Consider the following 21,164-nt stretch of genomic DNA (forward strand, 5'->3'; position numbering starts at 1 on the left):
TAAAAGAATTGAAATAGCAATCCCCTATATAAATAAGGTATAATCTACATATAGTGAACCTTTTACATTGTTAAATAAAGGGACATTTATTCAAAAATACATAAACTAGAAGGTGCAACAATGGTAAGTAGTTTTATTCATTCAGTATTAACGTTTTTTGAAGGATTAGGTTATTGGGGCATTATGCTTGGTCTAATGATTGAGATTATTCCAAGTGAAATCGTCCTTGCTTATGCGGGATTCTTAGTATTCAATGGTAGTATCTCATTTGTAGGCGCCGTTGTATTCGGTACAATTGGCGGCATTATTGCTCAAATCTTTATTTATTGGCTTGGACGATACGGTGGACGACCTATATTAGAACGATACGGAAAATATATTTTCATTCATAAAAAACATATAGATGCAGCTGAAGATTGGTTTAACCGTTACGGGACTGGTGTAATTTTCACTGCACGCTTTATTCCAGTAGTACGTCATGCGATTTCAATTCCTGCTGGTATTACAAAAATGCCATTATTACGTTTCACTACATTAACAGCACTTGCAATCATCCCTTGGTCTATCATTTTCATTTATTTAGGTGAAAAACTAGGTCAAAATTGGGAGAATATTAATGATATTGCTGGGCCATATGTGAAATCATTCGCAATTGGCGGTGTCATACTCGTTCTTTTATACTTCATCATTAAAAAATGGACAAAAAAACGTAAAAATCTTGCTTAAGATAATAAATAAAAACCGCTATACATTCATTACGAACTATAGCGGTTTTTTATGTTTAAATTGACTAATCTGTAGAAATTACAAGAAAACCCCTCAGTTTAACATTTACATGGATAAGCAACAATTCACTCGTCCATTTCGTATATTATCTCAAAAAGGAGTGATTCCCCTATGCATTGGCAACAAAAAATACAATACTTAATCGGACGCCCTATCGGCATTTCTTTCATGAACGGGCAAGGAACTTCTGGTGTATTATGTTCAGCACATGATGGTCAATTATATGTGTATGAATACCTTTATCAAGCTCAATTCGCAATGAAGCATTATGATTTTAGACAAATTCAAGATATACATGCCTTTCCGAATTGCCCACATCAAAATCCTCTGTATTAAAAAAAGGAACAGCTTATAGCCGTTCCTTTTTCTCCACACTTATTTTTCAGTATAAAAGTTATGCACTGCTTCATCAAAGTAAATCCAGCCTTTCCAACCTAAATGAATTGTATCTTTTAAGAAATACTTATCATATTCATGGCCAGAAAAATCAACTACTGGGTATCCTGCTTTCTCAACTTGTTCCCGAACTTTTTTATAATACACTTCGCGGCGTTCTTTAGGGAAACCAGCGTAATCATACCACGGTCCATTTACAGGTACAGAAATGAATAGTGGCTTAACATTTTTCTCTTTAAATATATTTAAAACAATTTGTAAGTCATCATATTCTGGTGATTCTTCATATGATTCATTTGCTCTAAAGTTTTTTAAACCTTTTAATTTTTTCTTCAAATTATGTTTATAGTAATACGGATTTTCAATTCCGAATGTGTTTGTAGTAGATTCCAATTTCCCTTCTTCTTCTGCATGTTTACGTGCATCTACCCAAGATATTGAACGTAGTCCCATATTAGTTTTTTCTTTCATCGGTTCAATCTTAAATAAAGAGTTAAATAAATCTCTATGATCTAATATATTTCGATGCATATAAGCAAGTGGTTTAACTAAACCTGCTTTTATGTTATGTTTCGTATCATTATATACAATACCTTCTAATGAATGCTTTAATATATCATCTTTTTGAACAACTTTATAGTCTAATAGTCGTTTCGCAATTTGCTTCTTCATTTCAGCATTTATTTCATCATTTAAAATAAAATGATATGCTTGTTGCTTAGAGAAATTGTTCGTAAAATCCCCTTGTGATACCCCAGTCTTTGTAAACCATTGTGGTGATAGAACAAAGACTACTTTTTTACCTTCTAACTCATCCATTGTAGACGTCATATTTAATATATGAGCTAAACTTTGCGTACCGCCAATCCCCATTAAATATGGTGTAAAACCTGCGGGATTTACTTTAAAGTAATTAGACGGATGATATGCATCCATTCGTAAAAATTCAGATGAACCATACATCGGTAAATACTGCGAATTCTCTAACATTTTTTGCTGTAAGAAAACACTTTGCAATTTTTCTTTTTGTAAGGAAGTTGCCGCATCTTCTACCTTCTTATCACTAATAAGTGATACTAAACTTTTCGATGGGATGAGTATGATAATGAAAAAAAACACACACGCTAAAATTATGGGACCAAAAGCATGCTTCATTTTCATCGTCTCTTCCTCTTTCTATCGCTATTAAATTGTAACCCTTGTTTTTGACACGCCATCATTTCTCTCCTTTTTCTCTATACATGTTCCATTCTATTTATCTATTATATACATGTATGTATTTCTTTCCTTGTTCTATTAAGTCCTATATAAATAACACAAGAAAATGTTTCCATAGAAACACGTTAATTATACAAGATTCTACATAAATTTCACACTGGAATTTTACTAATAATTTTATTTTTAAGACATGAAAAAATATATAAAATGTCTCTACATTTGAAACTGTACAAAAAAACAGACTATCACATACGTGAAGTCTGTTTTTCTATACTTTTATTTTTGTACATCTGCCCATTTTAAACTTGTAGCTGGACCGAATTGATGTACATATAAATCTTTCACATATGGCTTTTGTAAGTATGATAATCCGCGCTGGAATACCGGTGCAATTACTGCATCATCCAGTAACGTTTTCTCAGCATCTTGCATTGCTTTCCAACGAGCTTTTTCATCATTACCTAATTCTGTTTTAATCTTCTTAATTAACGCATCATATTCTGGGTTTGCATATTCTGTATTGTTCACACTACTTCCAGAAAGGAATACTTCTAAGTATGTCATTGGATCTGGATAATCCGGTAACCAGCGTGATAATGACATTTCATATTCTTTCTTCTTCTCTAGCGCTAGCTTTTGCGTATGTGGTTGTAATTTTACATTTACCTTTAAGCCTGGTAAGTTTTTCTCTAGCTGTTCTTTAATGTACTCTCCTACTTTCTTAAAGTTTTCCAAATCATAGTTTAATAACTCAAGCGTTACTTCATTTGTACCAGTCTCTTGCTTCGCCTTTTCCCAATATTCTTTCGCCTGTTTTACATCAGTTTTATTAAACTCACCTGCTGTACTTCTAAAATCTTTTTTATCTGGACCTTTTAAAAATCCTTTTGGTACGTAATAGTTAGCAGCAACCGAACCATCATTTAAAAATGAATTCGCAAGTCCTTTCTTATCAAACACTGTACTTAGCGCAAGACGTGCATTTTTATTTTTAAGAATCGGTACATTTTCATTGAATCGGAAGAAGTACATAACCGGATCTGTATATTGTTTTAGCTCTTTATTATTTTTATATTTATCGACGAATTCTGTAGAAATGACAGCTCTATCAACTTTATCTGTTTCATATAAATTTACCGCAGTTGAAATTTCTTTAACAATTTGATAGTTTACTTCATCTAGCTTCACTTCTTTTCTATCCCAATACTTATCGTTTTTCTTCATTGTAAAGCTTGCTTCATGCTTCCACTCTGATAATGTAAATGGCCCGTTATACACCGCTTTATTTGCTTCTAATCCGTACTTATCGCCCTGCTCTTTCGCATATTTTTCGTTAATTGGATAGAAGGACGGTAAAATAAGTAATTTCGTAAAATACGGCACTGGATGTTCTAGTTCTACAACGAATGTTTTATCATCCGTCGCTTTCACTCCTAATTCCTCTAACCCTAATTGTTTCTTATTTATTTTCTCCGCATTTTTCACATCGTACGCAATGTATGCATATTGAGAAGCAGTATCCGGATTAATAAGCTGCTTCCAAGCGTATACGTAATCTTGTGCTGTTACTGGATCTCCGTTAGACCATTTCGCTTCACGCAAGTGGAATGTATATGTTTTTCCATCTTTACTTACTTCATATTTTTGTGCTCCAGCCTCAATCACTTCATCATTTTTCGATAAACGAAATAATCCTTCCATTACGTTATTTAAAACGTTAAATGATACTGCATCTGTTACTTTCCCTGAATTTAATGACGGAATTTCACCAGTTTCTAGTAACTGTAATACTTTCTTCTCATCTTTCGGCTTTGTCGTTGTTTTTTCTTTTGCGCATCCTACTAAAAATGAAGAAACTAATAGAGTACTAACTAATGAGTAACGAACAACTTTTTTCATTTGAAAACCCCCTCTATTTTTTAAGGTAAGTAACGACGAGCACCAGCGTATTCTTCTATATATCCTGGTGTATTTAGCGGTATAATCTCTACAGATCTTTCAGCTCTTGGTGAGTGAATCATATTTCCGTCACCAATATACATAGCAACATGGTGAACACTACCTTTTCCTTGATCATGTGCAAAGAAGATTAAATCGCCTTTTTGTAAATTTTCTTTATCAATTGCAATTCCATTTCTCGATTGCGGACCAGAATCTCGCGGAATAGTAATACCGTGCGATTTATAAATCGTATGTGTAAATCCAGAACAATCAAATCCAAAACCACTCGTACCAGCCCATATATACGGTAATCCTAAAAACATTTTTCCAGTGTTTATTAAATCATCAGCCGCCGGAGTTGGAATATCATTTTGAGAACGGTAAACCGTTCCATCATTTTTTCGTAGCCAAGCTTTCTGTCCGTTTGGTAACAACACGCGGTACGAAATTGTATCTTCACTAAGTAGCGGCAGTCGCGTATTATAACTCACTTCAAGCGATTTATGTTTTTCAGAAGGATTAATATACAAAATAGCTGTCGGTTTCGTTACTAATACGAAAGGTTCATTTGTTTTATCTGCAAATTCTTGATTATATGTTAATTGTTTTTCAGGCATCCATCCCGGGTAACCTTCTTCGTTTCGTGGTGTTGGTTGACCATGGACTAACACTTTCACCCAGTCGCCTTTTTTATCAACAACCGTTACTTCTTGACCTAATAGTGCTTGCGTTTCTAATTTATTTGCATCTGTTAACCAAAGTTTCTCGTCAAGCGTCATCGATTTCGTCCACTTCCATAAATCAACTGGATTTGTAGCGCTCGGTACATCTATTGGCCGTAATGAATCAGGCGCAGTCCAAAGTGTTGCGGCAGATACATCGATAAACGCTTTACTATCTTTCTTCTCTTCAGCATTTGCTGATGTAAACGATGAAAATATAAATAAAGTTGTTAAAAATGCAGTTCCTACTTTTTTCATACATATCCCCCTTAAAAGATAGTTTACTAGTCTCTTCTCCTAAGATTTACTATTCACTGTCGATTGAAGGTTTACCTTTGACCCTGAATACGTCATTCCTTCCGGTTCTTCCATTAACCAAAGCGGTGCATCAAGATCGAAGTAATGAATATTAGGATGGGCAGCTGCTAAATGGGCTACAGCGCTAACAGAAAGTGAAGATTCCATCATACTTCCGACCATACATTTTACACCAGCTGTTTCGGCAATATCGGCAATACGCCACGCTTCACGTATGCCACCACATTTCATTAATTTAATATTAATTAAGTCTGCATATCCTCCTTGAACGATTTTCAATGCATCACGCGCTGAAAATATGCTTTCATCTGCCATAATGGGCGTTTGTACATGATCTTTGACATACTTTAACCCATCCCAATCTTTCGCATGAACAGGTTGTTCAATAAACTCGATATTTAAATTACGATTTTCCATCTCTTTAATGATCGTAACCGCTTCTTTTCGGTTCCACCCTTGATTTGCATCTAATCGTAACGTCGTATTTTTGGGTACACTATTTCGAATTGCTTCAATACGTTCTAAATCTAAATGAGCAGATTTTCCCACTTTAATTTTTAAAGTTTGAAATCCTTTTTCTACATGTTGCTTTGCCTCTTTCGCCATAATAAAAGGCTCATCTACACTCACCGTAATATCTGTATAAATTTCTTTCTTCCCGCCTAATAATGCGTAAAGTGGAACGTTTTGGTGTTGACAATACACATCATATAAAGCGATATCTACCGCCGCTTTCGCACTTGGGTTTCCAATACAACTCATTTGAATGTGCTGCAGTAACTGCTGAAATTGAATGATATCTTGACCAATTAAACAGGAACGCATCGGTCCTAAAATTGCTTCTTCAATCCCGTTAGCGAAATCCCCCGTAATAACTGGTGTTGCGGTTGCAGCACCCTTCCCAACAATTCCTTCATCTGTATAAATATATACATCTATACTTTCTATTTCGGTTACGGTACGAAGCGCCGTTTTAAACGGTGTATGAAGATTTACACGTCTACGATTTACTTTTACATCGGTAATTTTCATATTGTTCATCCTTTCGTTGTCTGACAAAGTGGAACCTTAATCCCCAAAAAATAATTAATTTTTTGGGAGCAATAAATCTCCTCTTTCGCTTACTTTTCATGTAGGAAGTTAATGTGAAATAAAAAAATCCAGCCATAAGAAGATTCTTATGGCTGGATTTTGTCTAGGAATGGGTAGACAAAGCAGCGATTTGATTATATTTTTTCTGTGCATCTTTTAATGCTACAAGTAGTGCTTTTTGAGACGAACCGAAGTATCTATTTTTTATTTCAGTTACCAATAGTGGATCATTAATATTTTTATGTAGAAACAAATATTTAACGAATTGAGATGTTAACGCAATTGTCGCTGAGCAATCTGCATCTACAATTTCCCCTGTCTCCTTAACAAGTACAAACGCTACAAAATAACTTTTGAACTTTTCGGTAATAGGATTATTTTGAGGTGCTTTCGCATCCCCTACGATATAAATTGTATTTGAAGCGTACACAGCTATCTTCCTTTCTAATACGGGATAACGGTTTTCTTAATAGTCGTATGAGTGATAAACTCAACGTTGATTAAAAAATGTATCCGCTTACCTTGTATTATAATACAATTGACAGAATTTTAACAACATTTATTTCGGTGTATATTCCATAATTATAAAAACAGCTCAAACTCTTCATTTTTACAATATGTGATTGTTACTTGTACCATGCCATTCATACATGAAAAAACAGCTAGCAATCGCTAACTGCTCTATTACACTACTTCGGCAACACAAATATAGTTTCATTTGACTTAGAAAATTGATATTCTTTTCTCGCAAACTTCAAAATTTCTTCCTCATCGTCTGTTAAATTTTCTATGTTAGTCTTTAAAGAATCCTGATCTTTCTTTAAAGAGACCAATTGTTTTTTTTGATTCGTTATTGTATCTTTTTTTTCTACGATTATTTCTTGTTGTTTCGTTAAAATAAATTGAACGTACAAAGTAGTCGCCGCAATAAATATAAACATGAATATAAATCTTCTTAGTTTTTTCTTATTAATTGCTCGCTTCTCATTAGGCTGTGATAGTTGCTCTTCTATATTAGGAACATTTATTCGCTTGAGTTTCCTCATTATGAAATCCCCCTAACACATATATTTTCACTACCCTCGGCATAATCCCTTACTAACTTTAATTCTATTCTTATAAAATAAGCTCCTTCACAAAAATATCTCACAAATTAACCAATTAAAGATAGCATTCGACGACATTTCCATATTTACTTTGAATTTTTTTATGTATGCTGCCATAAAATAGTAGTTTCTGTTATTCTTTTTCTACTATTGTAGAAGAGTTTTTTTACATACGAAATTTCTCCTCGTTTTAACATGCTTACAAGGAGAAAAAAGCTGCATTTTCGTACATTCGATACTATCGTTTCAGAACTAAGATTTGGAGCATAAATTATCTGTAATGGAACTTACCTATATACATTCAATATAATAAAAAAAGCCCAAATCGGGCTTTTTAATTTTGTAAGTCAATATCATATTCCATGCTTTTTGCTGTTTCCTCAGCAATCTCCACACCTAACAAATTTTTTACAATGTGAAATAACATGTTAATACCAGCTGAAATACCTGCAGATGTAATAATGTGTCCTTCATCTACAAATTTCACATTCTCCATAACTTCTACATTCGGAAAATCACCTTTGAAAGTTTGAATACTAGCCCAATGCGTTGTTGCTTTTAAGCCTTCCAATAAACCGGCTTTCGCAAGTAATAGCGCACCCGTACAAACTGAAGTCATTAGCTTTACTTCTTTCATTTGCTGACGAACCCAATTTATTATAATATCATTTTGCACTTCATTTTCCCTAACGCCTTTACCACCTGGAATGATTAAAATATCAATTGGTGGTAAATCTTCAATACTATAATCCGGTTTTACCTTTAATCCATTTCTTGCTGTAATCATTTCTCCATTTTGGCTAACTGTATAAACAGTAAATGGTTTTTCTTCATCCGCTTCGGTTACAGAAAAAACTTCAAATGGCCCAGCAAAGTCTAACACTTCTACCTCGTTAAATAAAAATATGCCTACACTCCATTTATTTATCATACGTTCACTTCCTGTTTTTAATGTTTTAAAAGGTGCTCGTATCCTTTTTCTAATGCAATATCATATGCTATTCTCTCATCTTTCAAAATATTTAAGTATACTCTTCTATATGTTCTATTAATTACTATATTTTCCTGTCAAAACGTCAGTTTACATAATAATATTATATCTTCAACTCCCATCTTTTGTTTTAAATATTAAAATTTTCTGTTAAAATAGCGATAATTATGTTTAATAAGGAGGAGAAATTATGTTACAAATAATACCTTTAAATAGTGAGGACTATGATTTAATTACAGCTGCTGAAAAAGTAATTGAAAAAAACTATAAATATGGCCGTCATCATATCGGTTCCGCTGTACGTACTAAAACAGGTAATATTTATGCAGCAGTGCATGTTGAAGCGAATGTTGGAAGAATTACAGTGTGTGGTGAAGCTATGGCGATTGGAAAATCTATTTCAGAAGGCGATCATGAATTTGATACCATTGTAGCAGTTGCTCACCCACACCCTCATGAAGACATAGAAAAATGTTGGGTTGTTGCTCCGTGTGGTATGTGTCGAGAATTAATAAGTGATTACGGAAAAAATACAAACGTTATACTTTCTTATAATGGTGAACTTGTAAAATGTAACGTAATGGAATTATTACCTGAAAAGTACACAAGTGAAGTAGAATAATCATTCCTGTTTTCCATTCATCAAATAATATTATTCCAATAAAAAAACAATCCATTTTAAAAATGGATTGTTTTTTTATTTCTTTTTTATGCAGTTTATTTTATTTTTCTATTCTCATTACTGATAGGATTATCATTAATAAAAATGAAATTCAAATATTTAAGTACGCATCGGGCGCGTTTTTCATTTGAAAATTAAAATTCTATTTCTCCTTATATTCGAAAAATATCAATATAAATTCTCTAAAGTAAGCAGTCTTATCATACTAATCTATAACAATTCTGTCTTCTTCCTTTACCTGTTTCCTTTAACACATATGATTTTAAAACAAGCGCTGTTAATGAATCCGTTAATGTTTTATATGATAAATTAGATAACGCTAATAGATCGTTCGTATATAACATTCTATGCTTCTCTAATAATAATAGTACTAATCGTTCAGACGGTTTTAATGCCTCATCACTTTCTAGTATAAAGTCTATATTTTTCATTTCTCTAATTGTTACTCCTTATATAAAAAAATACTTGCACGACTAATTTAATATAAAAATAATACACAACAAGATTTGAAGTATATTAAAATAACATCTTTTCGAAACACTATTATACTATAACATAGAAAAAGCATTTCCCGAAATAGGAAATGCTTTTTTATATTGCTTTTATGTTTCTTCCAAACTTATATTATAATTCGAATTCTTATCCGTACAATTCCCTTCCAATTTTCGCTAGTCATCCCGATGTATTTGTAATAAATCAAGTTCCTCTAAAATGATTTAAAGAAATAAAAACGGTTAGTCTATCATGCTCTAAACATGAATGACGAACCGTTTTCCAGCTTCTCCTCAATTAACGCGTTCTACCTTAAATATTTCTTGCGATATGCGGTTTACTGTAATGACTTGTTCCACCGCCGCCTACTACTACTTTACCGCCTTTTTCAAATATTAATAATTTACTTGAACCATCTCCAAGAAGGACAATTACTTCAGCATTATTACTTGTCGCTACATAAATTACATGACCACTTTTTGATATACATGTTTCCCAATTTGCATCAAATTCTGATCTTAATACACGATTTGAATACACTTGATTTTCAATTCTTCCTTGTGCTTCCTTTTCCAAATTTATCCCCCTACTCCTCTAAAATATCATTTATAGAAAAATAACAGTTCTATTGAAAAGAGCGACTGTCTTTAATATAAATAGTATATGTAGTTAGTAGAAGAATGCTTGGACAATGAAAACGTAATAACATATAGGTACTATACAATTGAAACAAGACAATCGATACTATATCGACTGCCTTGTTATCATAGATAGTTCTTTATTTTTCGTTTCGCATAGCTTCAAAAGTAAACATTTGATTTGCATTTGACGGTTCATTTTCATAAACATAGTCAGCCGAACAAGTAATGTTAGAGAAACCTATACTTTCTAACAGAATTTTAAACTCGTCTATTCCAAACCAGCGCACCGCAAAGCGTTGCAGTTCTGATTGTACTAACTGTCCCTTACTCCATTTTTCATATTTTAAATATGATAGAGTAACTTGGTTCAACCAATCTATTTCAATTGATTTATTTTCTAATGTAATTCCGTCTCCGCTTGGCAAAGAAAAGGTCGATGTATGAACCTCTCCAGTCTTCCAGTCATGCGGAAGCATAATATCTACGATTAAACGCCCGCCTGGATTAAGATGTTCATAAAAACATTTCAATGCGTTTATAGAATCCGCACGATTTTCAATTAAACAAAAGGATCCAGTAGGAATGATAATTGCCTCATATTTATGCGGCAGTGAAAATTGTTGTAAACTTCCTTCATACAAATGAGGATGTAAGCCTCTCTCATTACATCGTATACGGCACGATTCTAGCATTTCAGGTGAATAGTCAATCCCATCCACTTTAAAACCAGTTTCAAGAAGTGGGATGATAACACGCCCTGATCCTACTGCCGCTTCGAGAATTCTTCCTCTACCATTTTTTAAACGTTCTTGGTAATACTCAATATCACCATTTAAAGAATACCCGACAGGCTTTGTGTAATCATAAAGTTCCGTGCAAAGTGTACTATAAAAACTAAACATTTATTTTCTCCTCCGTTTTATACGTACGGAAGATTTTAACTCAATTAATCTTCCTGTACCTTTATTTTTAATAAAAATTCGAAAGAGCTGACTGTCATAATATATCACTCGCTTTCCATACAATATAATTATATTGTATAATATTCCATTCAAAATGAACATATGAAAATTCAGAATTATATTGAAAGGAGGATATGATGAATTCATTAATTGGATTTATTTTTCTTCTTATCACTTTTAATACACTGATTTTCTTTATAGCAAAGAAATATAAACGGATATGGAAAATAGCCAGTGGTATTTTCATACTTTCTTCTCCCGTTGTTTTCTTCGCCACTTTGCACGTAATTGGTGAAAAAGTAGGAGATGGATTCGCTGGAGGTTTTGCTGGGCTTACCTTTAGTGGTCTATTGATCATGAATGCAATTTTTTTATTTGTAAGCATTTTTGTATCTACTAATAAAAATTCATAATAAACTCCCCATTTCAAAGTTTAAAGAGCTTACTATGCAGTAAGCTCTTTATTCATAACTATTTATTTCACAATCGGCAATGTTACTTCACTTAATTTTACTGTAAGCTTCGTGCCCGCTTTCGGTCTAATTGTATAATCATAGTCACTAGCGATTAAAATGACCCCTATTTGATGCCCCGCTTTAAATACATAATCATCAGGCTGCATATCCCATGTAAATGTATAATCTTTGCCCGATTGAATCGCTGTTGAATTTTCTATACTCTTTAAGTTTTGTGGATCCATCCAGCCTCTCGTTACAATTTCCGGCTTTGCTCCACCATAATCAACAAGTAAAGCAGTTAAATTTGATACAGATCGATCAATATTTCCTGTAATTGAAATCTTTGGTGTACCGCTTATACGCGTATCTTTTTGAAGTACAGGCATTGTATACACTAATCGATTGGCTACTTCTAATTCTGGGTTTGCTATTAATTGATTTGATTTCATTTTTGCATCATCTACGAATGAGAAAACTTTATTTGCAGAGCTCATACTTAATGGAAAATTAACTGCTTTGTTACTTAAATACATACGAACTTTTGACGGTACAGCTGCTGGATCCGGCCAATTTTTTATTTTATCCCAAGTTTTATTTTCACGTTGAACATCCACCATTGGTTCATTCATAATTCCATTTTCAATTCCATACAACCAATAATCGAGCCATTTATTTTGTGTTCTTTGCCAGTCATTCGCTGATGTTCCACCATGTCCACCTTGATGTAACCACATTTTACGAGGAACATTATTTTCTCCAAGTGCATCCCACCATTGCGCGAACTGCTTCGTCTTTACATTCCAATCATTTAAACCATGAACAACAAATACGCTTGCTTTTACATTTTTAGCATCTTTTACATAATTACGTTTATCCCAAAAATCATTATAATTACCAGTTTTTCGGTCTTGTCCAGCTGTTAACTCTTTTATTACTTGTCTGCAAACTTCAGGATTTTCTCTTGTTAGTACTGCTTCGGCCATATTATCTGTATCTTCTCCTTGGTATCCACCTGGCGCAATGACTGCACCATTTGCACGATAATAATCATACCAACTACTAATCGCTGCGATTGGAATAATTGTTTTTAACCCTTCAACACCAGTCGTCGCAACAGCATTAGGTAACGTACCATTATAAGATACTCCTGTCATCCCTACATTTCCTGTTGACCAATCAGCCTTAACTTCCTCACCATTTTCTGTATATGCTTTCGCACGCCCATTTACCCAATCAATGACAGATTTCGTCCCTAATATTTCTTGCTCATCCCCAGTAGTTGGACATCCGTCTGATTTTCCAGTTCCTATACTTTCACCTAAAATGACTGCATAGCCTCTTGGCACATAATAATTTCCGTATGAACCAAGATTAACAGCTCCATACGGTTTCCCTTCATACGCATACAATTCTTCATCTACATTATATACAGGAACATCTTTTAAGCCAGATCGATATGGACTCATTTCATAAATAACGGGAACTTTCACATTCGAATCAGTTTTTGGACGCATAACTTTTACTGATACACGATCCTTTTTTCCATCTCGATCACTATCAACTTCCGTCTCTACAAATAGATTTTCGATAATTGCTTCATCAAGCGAGTAAATCGGTTTTGTCATCCCATTTTCTAATTCGATCTTCGTATTTGATTGTACCCCTTCTGAAACTTTCCCATTTAACTTCACGTCATTCTCATTTATGTAGTTTGTTTCTTTATTGTCTGCATACGCAGTCATACTAGAAACTCCTGATGTGACTGATAAAGATAAGATTGTTGATAATGTAATTGCTATTTTCTTTTTCCCCATACTTTTTCCTCCCCATATATGTCTCCTTTTACTATACAACAAAATCACAGAAAATTCAGTTTATATTTCATGCAACAACTTGAAAAATTTGTAGAACACTCTTCAAACGAGCTTTCGAGGTTATATATTCTGATTTACTGCTCTCATATAATCATAAAAAAACATCGCCTAATAATAGACGATGTTTTTTATAGTTTCGAATTAGTCATTCTTCATATTAATATAAAATCTTATATCTCCCTCTATTGTAGAGACTCCATAATCAAAACCATGTCTTTCTAAAATACTTTTCACTATCGCTAAACCTAGTCCTGTACCAGAATGATCTTTACTACGAGAAGATTCTAGGACGTAAAAAGGTTCCCAAATTTTATCGATATCTTTCATTTGTTCAGCATTCATACCATTTTGAATTTGAAAATATATATTTTTATGTCGATCTTCTAAAGTAATTTTTATATTTTGATTTGCTGTATATTTTATCGCATTAGATATTAAATTTTGAAAGACCATTTTCATTTTATTTACATCAGCATTAACAACTGCATCGCTAACATTATAGTTCACTTGCAAATTGATTTCTTTCGATTCCAGTTCAATCTTATGCTTATCTAATATACTTTGGACTAGTGATTTAATATCGAATTCTTCTCTTTCTAAAACATCTCTTTCTAGTTTAGAAAATCGTAATAACTCTTCAATTAGGTTTGAGATGTGATCAGTTTGTTTTATTATTGTATCTATGTATGTACCATCATCTAAACCATCTTTTATTCCCATAGAATATGCTTTCACTAATGCGATTGGAGTTTTTAATTCATGCGTCACATCACCCATAAATCGTTTTAAATGTTCATTTCGATCTGTTAAATCTTCATGCGCTTCATTTAGTTTTTCACTCATGATATTAATACTATTAGCTAAGTCCCCTATTTCATCATTTGTTTTCACTTTCGCTCGTTCAAATTTCAAATTTGAAATATCTTCTGCAACATTACTTAATTCTTTCAATGGTCTGGTGATTGTTGTTGAAAGTATCCATACAAGTACGATAATGAGAAAAATCGTAATGCCAAAAATGTAAAAATAAAATGAATTTAACGTTTTTATTACTTCATTAGAATGTGCGATCGAAACTCCTACTAAAATTAACATATCGTCTTTCGCAATGTATTTCACAAAAAAACTAGATTTAATCTTTTCTTGATCATATATTTTATTCGCTTGCCCGAAGTTCTTTACTTTCATTACTTCTTCTTTTGTAATCCAAAGTTTATTAAGAGCAACCCTTTTCCTTGTAAGTTGCATACGTAACTCATCATTAATTTGATCTTCCGAATTGTTAATTGATGTATACGCAATCGTAACATTTCCTTTATTTTCAATGCTAGTAATTGCTTCATCCAGTTGTTTGCTCGGTATGGACTGTATTTGTGCTGTAATACCTTCTAAACTTTCTCGCGTTTTGTAAATATTATATTTCGGTAAAAGATAGTTAATTAATAATAAAGAAATTGTAAAAATAAGAATAACAGTTAAAGAAATGCTGAGAAATAGCTTTTTTCCAAGTTTATTCACTCTGCTCCTCCAAACTATATCCTAAACCACGATGCGTCTTTATAATATTTTCTCCTACTTTTTTACGTAATCTTCTTACATGTGTATCAACAGTTCGCTCTTCTCCAAAATAGTCAAATCCCCATACGATATCTAATAATTTTTTACGAGTTAAAATCATGCCTTTATGATTTAAAAAACACTTTATTAATTCTAGCTCTGTTTTTGTAATATCTAACTCTTTGTCATTTTTATAAACTTTATTTTTAGTGAAATCTATTTTCAAATCTTGAACTTGAATGACATCATTATGCTGTATAAGCTTTTTCGCTCTAGTTATTAATATACCTGGATGAAATGGTTTTTTTACGTACTCATCTGCACCACTTTGAAGCGCCGCTAATTCGTCTTCGCTTTCACTTTTCGCCGTAAGCATTAATACTTTAACGCTTGAGTTCTTTTTTATTTCCTGACAAACAGTAATACCACTATGTTTCGGCATCATCCAGTCTAAAATAGCTAAATCAATTTTTTCATCATAAAATATTTGAAGTGCTTCTTCTCCATCTTTCGCTAATAAAACTTCGAAGCCTTCTTTCTCGAAATAAGCTTTTAAAATCCTTAACATATCTTGTTCATCATCTGCTATTAATACTTTCATACATTATCCTCCATTGCTATTAAACAAAAACCAATTGTATTATACAACTTCTTTGTTACATAAATGTGACAGAAAAATATTTAAACTTTTTAAGGGTATAGTAAAGACGAGGTGTTGTACTATGATTAAAAAAATCGGGTTCATTACTCTTCTTTGTTTCTTATTATCAACAAATGTGTTCGCAAATACAAATCAACAAATTGAAGTGTTTGATTGTCAAAAAGAAATGGTCGTTCAAAAACAATCTTTAGATCCAGCTATTCAAAAAGAAGCTGTTCAATATGCTAAATCGATTACTGGCCCATTCAAAAACTTAAACGTCGTTCCAAAAGATGGTCACATGATAAAAATCCCTTTATCTAAACCAGTTTCTATTACAAATCAATGGTTACATACAACAATTGATGAAGTACTAATTCTTCTACCGCTTAATCAAAAGCCTTATATTATGCTTTACGATGATGAAAACAACCCGCATTTTTATTATGTGAAAGGTGATCCGAAGGGATTATTGAAACAAATGAATGTAAAATTATAATGTAAGAAAGATCCCACAAATATCATTTGCGGGATCTTTTATTTATCAGTTAGCAACTACATTTTCATTTAAAAAATGAATAACCTGTCTTTTATGATGGTTATCATGATCTATAAATTCTTTAATAATATATATAAGAGAATACGGCGTTCCAGTATGAGGACAGTGTGATACCCCATTGGCTGTTAAAGGTTTCTTTAGATTTTCATCAGGCAGTAATTTAAGTTCTTTTACGAGTAACTCTCTTTTAGCTTTTGCTTCTTCAAGAAGTTTCACCTTAGATATACCTGATTTAGCATAATTAGATGCTAGTTTATTATATGTATCAAAATCAGGGAACTCCATTCCCTGTCCATTTCTCACTGATGATAATGTCTCACGTAAAAGATAGTCATCCCAATTCATAATATGTGATATGATCTCGCTAATAGTCCATTTCCCCTCTGATATTGGAGCCACCCACAATTCCTTTTTCATACCTTTCAATGTATTTAACCAAATTGAATATTCATTAAAATCATTAATAATTTTATTCTCCCCCATTATCCAATTCCCCATTCTAATAATAGATTCTAATAAATTATACCATCACTCTATACAAAAAACGAACAAAAGTTCTGTTAGAGGGATAAATATTAATTCACTACATCCTTTTATGTAAGTTCAAATAATGGCTCGCTCCCACAAATTTTATCCCTTTCACAAATCCACTCGAAGTATAAAATTTGTCCCCCTGTACTGTATCTGTATTTAAAACAACTATATTAAAATGTTTTTTCGCATCGCTTATAATTCTCACTAATAATAACCTCCCTAATCCTTTCCTTCGGTATTCTTTTGCAATATAAAATCTCCTTACTCTACCAATCTTATTATTTTCTGAGTATGGGTCTTCGTTTAATCCTCCTATTCCAATTAACTTTTCCCCTTGAAAAATGCCATATAAATATTCACCAGTTTTATTAAATATGTTTATTTTATTTTCATATTCACTTATAAGTCTTATTAGAAAATTAAATCCTTCTTCTTTGCTCTCTTGAACAAGAAAATCGTGTTCGTATATCATTAAATCTTCTATTTGTTGAATATGTATATCTTTCAAGTGATTTCCCCCTTAATTTGAAAATACATAAAAATACTCAAGAATCATTTATTCTGAGCATTTTTATGGTTGTTATTTTATTTAATTCGTAGTATGCGTATTCTTCACTTCAGATGTAAATCGATAATATAGTTGTTTTATTTTATTATGAAAATATAAGAGCCTTGCTACACTCTAGTGTGTGGGAAAGCTCTTTAAAGTTATTTAATTTCTATACATATAAAGATATTTGTACTCAAAAAATCATTAATAAAGTTGTTTAATTCTTATTGAACTCAGGCAATTGTTTGTTTAAGTGAATACTTTTACATTTATAATGTCTCTCAAATATAATATTAGTTTATATATTCACTATTCTTCTCTAACAGGTTCATGATAAATTATAATTTGTTAATCGATATGTTTGTGTAACCACTGTTCAAATATCTTGAACTGTTCTTCAGTATGAAAATAATGTTCACCTGTCTCCATGACTTCTAATTTACAACGATGTTTTTTTGTAAAATAGTTAATAGTTTCAAATTCGCACAGTTCATCCTTGGATCCGTACATAATATATGTATCTGTATTCCATGTATTAATAGGATGTTCTTTTACATAACATAAATAATCCCAATATAACTTTTGACCAATCGGTGTCTCTATAGTCATTTCTTTTTGCAAAAGCTCTGGTGTTACATTAAACCATTTCATCATATTTTCGATAATTCGTTCCATATTAACTACTGGTGATAAAAATAATGCCTTTTCTATCACATCATTTTGATAAGCTAAAAGGCTAAAATAAGCTCCTATACTACATGCAAACACGCTTACTTCTTTCCAATGTTCTTTTGCGTAATTCATAATTATAGATAATTCACTAACACAAAACTGTACTTTGCAAGGAGTATTATCATTTTTTCTGTCTCCATGCTCAGGTAAATCAAAGCTTAATACTTGATAACCTTTTTGATTAGCTTCTTCAGCTAATATTTGAATAACTGCATCTTCCTTATTTGACATATTTCCATGTACTGCAATAAAAACTTTTTCACTTTTATCTCCCCACAAAACCGTGGGAATATTACTAATGTTAAAATTATCTTTCAGCATATTTCCTCCGTGGAATAAGATATATAGGAATTGGCAAAAAACTGCACACACTTAATAATCCTCTACTCAGTTTTTAAAAAAATCAAACTATTACTAATTTATCACAAATGATTCTACTCCGTTCGTGGAAGAAGGATTTTTAAAATATTATATGATTTTTTAAATGACTTTATAATCTCTGCACAGTAGGCAATATCCCCTTTAGCTCCATTAAATCATCTATTACTAAATCCGCCTGCGCAAGTTCATCTTCTTGTGCAAAATCAAAATTACATCCAATCGCAATCAAGCCATTATCTTTAGCTGCGTTTATATCAGATAAACGGTCCCCAACTACCGCTGCTTCTTTTATCTCATGTTTGTTCAAAATACTTTTTACTAAGTCACTTTTATTAAGAGAGTTTATTTGTTCAATACTAAATGTTTCAGTAACCCACTGGTCTAAAGAATAATAATATACGATCGCTCGTAAATATTCAGTTAAACCATTACTAGCAATATATATTGAACAATTATTTTCTTTTATGTATGTAAAAACTTCTTTTACGTTCGGATATAAAGCACCTTTTCCGCTCTTAATGTTTTCAATTAATCTTTCTAAAAAATATGCATCAGTTTGTTCTCTTACTTCAAGAGAATGATTCGGTAATAAAGCTTCCCAAACTTTCGGTAAAGGCACACCCATAATTTCACGGTATTTATCAATAGGCGTTACCGTATCCCATAATTGTAGTGATCTTAAGTGATCAAATGTATCATATAACGATAATTCTAAAATTTTATCTGTTTGAAATAACGTTCCGTCCATATCAAAAATTAATGCATGTAACATTCCATTCTCTCCTTTTGAACTATAAGTATTACTCGATATATTTTTCAGCATCTCCACGATAATTTCTGAACAATAATTTGCGGCAGTTTTCGCGAAGTCATCATAGGAAACTTGCGCTTCATCGTCTGCACTGTCAGAAATACATCGTATAACGAGAAACGGTATATCATTTATGTAGGCAACATGTCCAATTGCTGCACCTTCCATTTCTGTACAAAGCGGTGCATATTCGTCTATTAATTTCGCTTTTAGTTTTGAGTCTTCAACAAAACATTCACCGCTGACGATTCTTCCTTCATGAATCTCCATATGTAAACTACTACTATTGCATGCTGTACGTGCTAACTCTATTAATTTCTTACTTGCGATAAATTCTTCTTGGAACGGGAATAAATTTTTCATTTGAGTTTTACTTACATCATGATGGGTAACATCCGTTGAAATAACGATATCACCAACTTTTACATCTGGATGTAATCCGCCAGCAACACCTGTATTGATGATAGCATCTACATCAAATTTATGAATTAACGTTTGCGTACATGCGGCTGCATTTACTTTCCCTACACCAGAACGTGTAATAATTACTTTCGTTCCCATGAATTCGCCAATGTAAAAAGGCATTCCCGCAATTGTCTGTTCTTCTTCTATAACTAGTTTTTCTAAAAGTAAGTCTATTTCAATTTGCATTGCTCCGATAATGCCGATTCTGTTCATGTATGTTGTCCCCTTTTTTCTTATAAATCTGCCAATATATTATGTAAGGCACCGTAATTTTCAGCTATCCAATTCATTTCATCCGCAAAGCGTGAAGGTGGTACACTATGCTGATCCATGTTGGCATGAATCCACCATGTACACTCCATATACCAAAGCATTTGAATTGTCCGAACAATACTCCCTACTGGAAAGTCTAATTTATTACGGTATCCCGCTAAAAATGATGCAACTAGACTCTTATTTAATACTCCATCATGTAAGGCACAAGATATAATCGCACGCCCAATATCCAACTCTACATAATCATAATCCATACGATCAAAATCTAGAATTGCTGAGACTTCATTGTTATGGAATAAGAAATTATCTACCCATAGATCACGGTGCACCCATCCTCTTTTACTACTATAAAATTGACCTATATTTACTAATTGTGTTGCTTCTTGCTGTAATTTTATATGGTAGAGAATATGTTCTTTTCCTAGCTGTTCTGCTTCTCTCCTTTTATCTTCCCAATGTTTCAACCTTTCCTCTTTAGTAGGCGGAACAAATTTAGGTTTTTCTCCTTCTATTAAAGAGCCATCATTTAACAAATCATGCATTTGACCTATTGTCTTACCAAGAGAGTAGATTTCCTTTTCATTCAATTTTCCTGGTGAAATTAGATTACCTTCTTTATGTTCTAAAACTATAAATCTTTCATTATTTTTTGATGTATGCATTACATTATTTTTATAAGTTAGGAGCTTTGGACAACTTACACCATTATTATGTAATCTTTGCTGTTGTTGTAATGCTTGTAGTAAAATTTCTGGGTTATACATTTTGTATCGTTCTTTATTATATTGCTTTAATACAAAAGATCCTGCATCCGTTTCGAGTTTCCACTTTAAATTTAGCCAACCACGATGAATAGGTATTGCATTTCGAATTTTAAACTTAAATAAAAATTCACACTCCACCTTCAGCTCTTGAAAAATCATTGCAGCTTTTTTATTACATAATGGATCAATCATCTTACTTATCCTTCCTTTACGTGG

General features: G+C 32.5%; 23 protein-coding genes and 1 pseudogene. 5 read left to right on the forward strand and 19 right to left on the reverse strand.

Translation table 11 applies throughout. The features are described 5' to 3' along the window. Positions 1 to 120: 120 nt before the first annotated feature. Together uptA and FS802_RS10795 are read left to right on the forward strand one after the other, a co-directional pair. Positions 121 to 726 carry an undecaprenyl phosphate transporter UptA gene (gene uptA / locus FS802_RS10790; RefSeq protein WP_098654245.1) on the forward strand — a complete coding sequence of 202 codons (606 nt, stop codon included), beginning with the start codon at positions 121 to 123 and terminating at the stop codon, positions 724 to 726. 171 nt (positions 727 to 897) lie between these two features. Further along, positions 898 to 1,122, forward strand: a complete 225-nt coding sequence (locus tag FS802_RS10795; protein WP_098094608.1) for a hypothetical protein — start codon at positions 898 to 900, stop codon at positions 1,120 to 1,122. 39 nt (positions 1,123 to 1,161) lie between these two features. Here FS802_RS10795 and dltD read toward each other — a convergent pair whose 3' ends face one another. From dltD to FS802_RS31875, 8 genes and pseudogenes are all read right to left on the reverse strand, one after another. Further along, positions 1,162 to 2,343 (reverse strand): D-alanyl-lipoteichoic acid biosynthesis protein DltD, encoded by a 1,182-nt coding sequence (gene dltD, locus FS802_RS10800; protein ID WP_000782287.1) that lies wholly within the window; start codon positions 2,341 to 2,343, stop codon positions 1,162 to 1,164. 333 nt (positions 2,344 to 2,676) lie between these two features. Beyond that, a complete protein-coding gene (locus FS802_RS10805; protein WP_000758263.1) occupies positions 2,677 to 4,299 on the reverse strand; it encodes a peptide ABC transporter substrate-binding protein in 1,623 nt (540 codons plus the stop codon). A 20-nt stretch (positions 4,300 to 4,319) separates the two neighbouring features. Beyond that, on the reverse strand, positions 4,320 to 5,321 hold the full coding sequence (locus FS802_RS10810; RefSeq protein WP_000755434.1) for a C40 family peptidase: 1,002 nt from the start codon (positions 5,319 to 5,321) through the stop codon (positions 4,320 to 4,322). Between the two features lie 39 nt (positions 5,322 to 5,360). Then, the gene (locus tag FS802_RS10815) at positions 5,361 to 6,422 is read right to left on the reverse strand and encodes a dipeptide epimerase (RefSeq protein ID WP_141545962.1); all 1,062 of its coding nucleotides are present in this window, start codon (positions 6,420 to 6,422) and stop codon (positions 5,361 to 5,363) included. Between the two features lie 154 nt (positions 6,423 to 6,576). Continuing rightward, complete coding sequence (locus FS802_RS10820; RefSeq protein ID WP_000271317.1) at positions 6,577 to 6,903, reverse strand: DUF3870 domain-containing protein; 327 nt, start codon at positions 6,901 to 6,903, stop codon at positions 6,577 to 6,579. Positions 6,904 to 7,162: 259 nt separating this feature from the next. Then, on the reverse strand, positions 7,163 to 7,519 hold the full coding sequence (locus FS802_RS10825) for an FtsB family cell division protein (protein WP_001228713.1): 357 nt from the start codon (positions 7,517 to 7,519) through the stop codon (positions 7,163 to 7,165). Positions 7,520 to 7,913: 394 nt separating this feature from the next. After that, positions 7,914 to 8,510, reverse strand: a complete 597-nt coding sequence (locus FS802_RS10830; RefSeq protein ID WP_098654244.1) for a DJ-1/PfpI family protein — start codon at positions 8,508 to 8,510, stop codon at positions 7,914 to 7,916. A 17-nt stretch (positions 8,511 to 8,527) separates the two neighbouring features. Further along, positions 8,528 to 8,590: pseudogene (locus FS802_RS31875) on the reverse strand (ankyrin repeat domain-containing protein); the annotation flags it as partial. Positions 8,591 to 8,760: 170 nt separating this feature from the next. Here FS802_RS31875 and FS802_RS10840 point away from each other — a divergent pair. Beyond that, the gene (locus FS802_RS10840) at positions 8,761 to 9,192 is read left to right on the forward strand and encodes a cytidine deaminase (RefSeq protein WP_076538278.1); all 432 of its coding nucleotides are present in this window, start codon (positions 8,761 to 8,763) and stop codon (positions 9,190 to 9,192) included. A 260-nt stretch (positions 9,193 to 9,452) separates the two neighbouring features. Here FS802_RS10840 and FS802_RS10845 read toward each other — a convergent pair whose 3' ends face one another. The 3 genes from FS802_RS10845 to FS802_RS10855 form a co-directional block, all read right to left on the reverse strand. Then, positions 9,453 to 9,683, reverse strand: a complete 231-nt coding sequence (locus FS802_RS10845; RefSeq protein WP_000789031.1) for a hypothetical protein — start codon at positions 9,681 to 9,683, stop codon at positions 9,453 to 9,455. 373 nt (positions 9,684 to 10,056) lie between these two features. Then, complete coding sequence (locus FS802_RS10850; RefSeq protein WP_098654243.1) at positions 10,057 to 10,320, reverse strand: hypothetical protein; 264 nt, start codon at positions 10,318 to 10,320, stop codon at positions 10,057 to 10,059. A gap of 202 nt (positions 10,321 to 10,522) precedes the next feature. After that, positions 10,523 to 11,287 (reverse strand): class I SAM-dependent methyltransferase, encoded by a 765-nt coding sequence (locus FS802_RS10855; protein WP_144525025.1) that lies wholly within the window; start codon positions 11,285 to 11,287, stop codon positions 10,523 to 10,525. Positions 11,288 to 11,481: 194 nt separating this feature from the next. Here FS802_RS10855 and FS802_RS10860 point away from each other — a divergent pair, with 194 nt between their 5' ends. After that, complete coding sequence (locus FS802_RS10860; protein WP_098654241.1) at positions 11,482 to 11,760, forward strand: hypothetical protein; 279 nt, start codon at positions 11,482 to 11,484, stop codon at positions 11,758 to 11,760. A gap of 62 nt (positions 11,761 to 11,822) precedes the next feature. Here the strand turns inward: FS802_RS10860 and FS802_RS10865 are convergent, their stop codons facing one another. The 3 genes from FS802_RS10865 to FS802_RS10875 form a co-directional block, all read right to left on the reverse strand. Beyond that, a complete protein-coding gene (locus FS802_RS10865; RefSeq protein ID WP_098720324.1) occupies positions 11,823 to 13,619 on the reverse strand; it encodes a Xaa-Pro dipeptidyl-peptidase in 1,797 nt (598 codons plus the stop codon). A gap of 201 nt (positions 13,620 to 13,820) precedes the next feature. Continuing rightward, positions 13,821 to 15,197: a sensor histidine kinase gene (locus FS802_RS10870; protein ID WP_098654239.1), complete on the reverse strand. Its 1,377-nt coding sequence runs from the start codon at positions 15,195 to 15,197 to the stop codon at positions 13,821 to 13,823. Continuing rightward, positions 15,190 to 15,837 carry a response regulator transcription factor gene (locus tag FS802_RS10875; RefSeq protein WP_098654238.1) on the reverse strand — a complete coding sequence of 216 codons (648 nt, stop codon included), beginning with the start codon at positions 15,835 to 15,837 and terminating at the stop codon, positions 15,190 to 15,192. The genes FS802_RS10870 and FS802_RS10875 overlap by 8 nt, the downstream gene beginning before the upstream one ends. Positions 15,838 to 15,958: 121 nt before the next feature. Here FS802_RS10875 and FS802_RS10880 point away from each other — a divergent pair, with 121 nt between their 5' ends. Beyond that, entirely contained in the window at positions 15,959 to 16,375 is a 417-nt protein-coding gene (locus tag FS802_RS10880) for a hypothetical protein (RefSeq protein ID WP_000591751.1), read from the forward strand. Between the two features lie 45 nt (positions 16,376 to 16,420). Here FS802_RS10880 and FS802_RS10885 read toward each other — a convergent pair whose 3' ends face one another. The 5 genes from FS802_RS10885 to FS802_RS10905 form a co-directional block, all read right to left on the reverse strand. Beyond that, the gene (locus FS802_RS10885; RefSeq protein WP_000504416.1) at positions 16,421 to 16,918 is read right to left on the reverse strand and encodes a DinB family protein; all 498 of its coding nucleotides are present in this window, start codon (positions 16,916 to 16,918) and stop codon (positions 16,421 to 16,423) included. Positions 16,919 to 17,018: 100 nt separating this feature from the next. Then, positions 17,019 to 17,477, reverse strand: coding sequence for a GNAT family N-acetyltransferase (locus FS802_RS10890; protein WP_098654237.1), 459 nt, complete (start codon positions 17,475 to 17,477; stop codon positions 17,019 to 17,021). A 390-nt stretch (positions 17,478 to 17,867) separates the two neighbouring features. After that, entirely contained in the window at positions 17,868 to 18,572 is a 705-nt protein-coding gene (locus FS802_RS10895) for an alpha/beta hydrolase (RefSeq protein WP_141545957.1), read from the reverse strand. Between the two features lie 169 nt (positions 18,573 to 18,741). Further along, positions 18,742 to 20,121 (reverse strand): 5'-methylthioadenosine/adenosylhomocysteine nucleosidase, encoded by a 1,380-nt coding sequence (locus FS802_RS10900; protein ID WP_144525027.1) that lies wholly within the window; start codon positions 20,119 to 20,121, stop codon positions 18,742 to 18,744. A 20-nt stretch (positions 20,122 to 20,141) separates the two neighbouring features. After that, the gene (locus FS802_RS10905; RefSeq protein ID WP_098654234.1) at positions 20,142 to 21,140 is read right to left on the reverse strand and encodes a phosphotransferase; all 999 of its coding nucleotides are present in this window, start codon (positions 21,138 to 21,140) and stop codon (positions 20,142 to 20,144) included. Positions 21,141 to 21,164 lie beyond the last annotated feature (24 nt).

It is taken from the genome of Bacillus sp. DE0042 (genome assembly GCF_007680225.1).
In the GTDB taxonomy this organism is placed as follows: domain Bacteria; phylum Bacillota; class Bacilli; order Bacillales; family Bacillaceae_G; genus Bacillus_A; species Bacillus_A wiedmannii.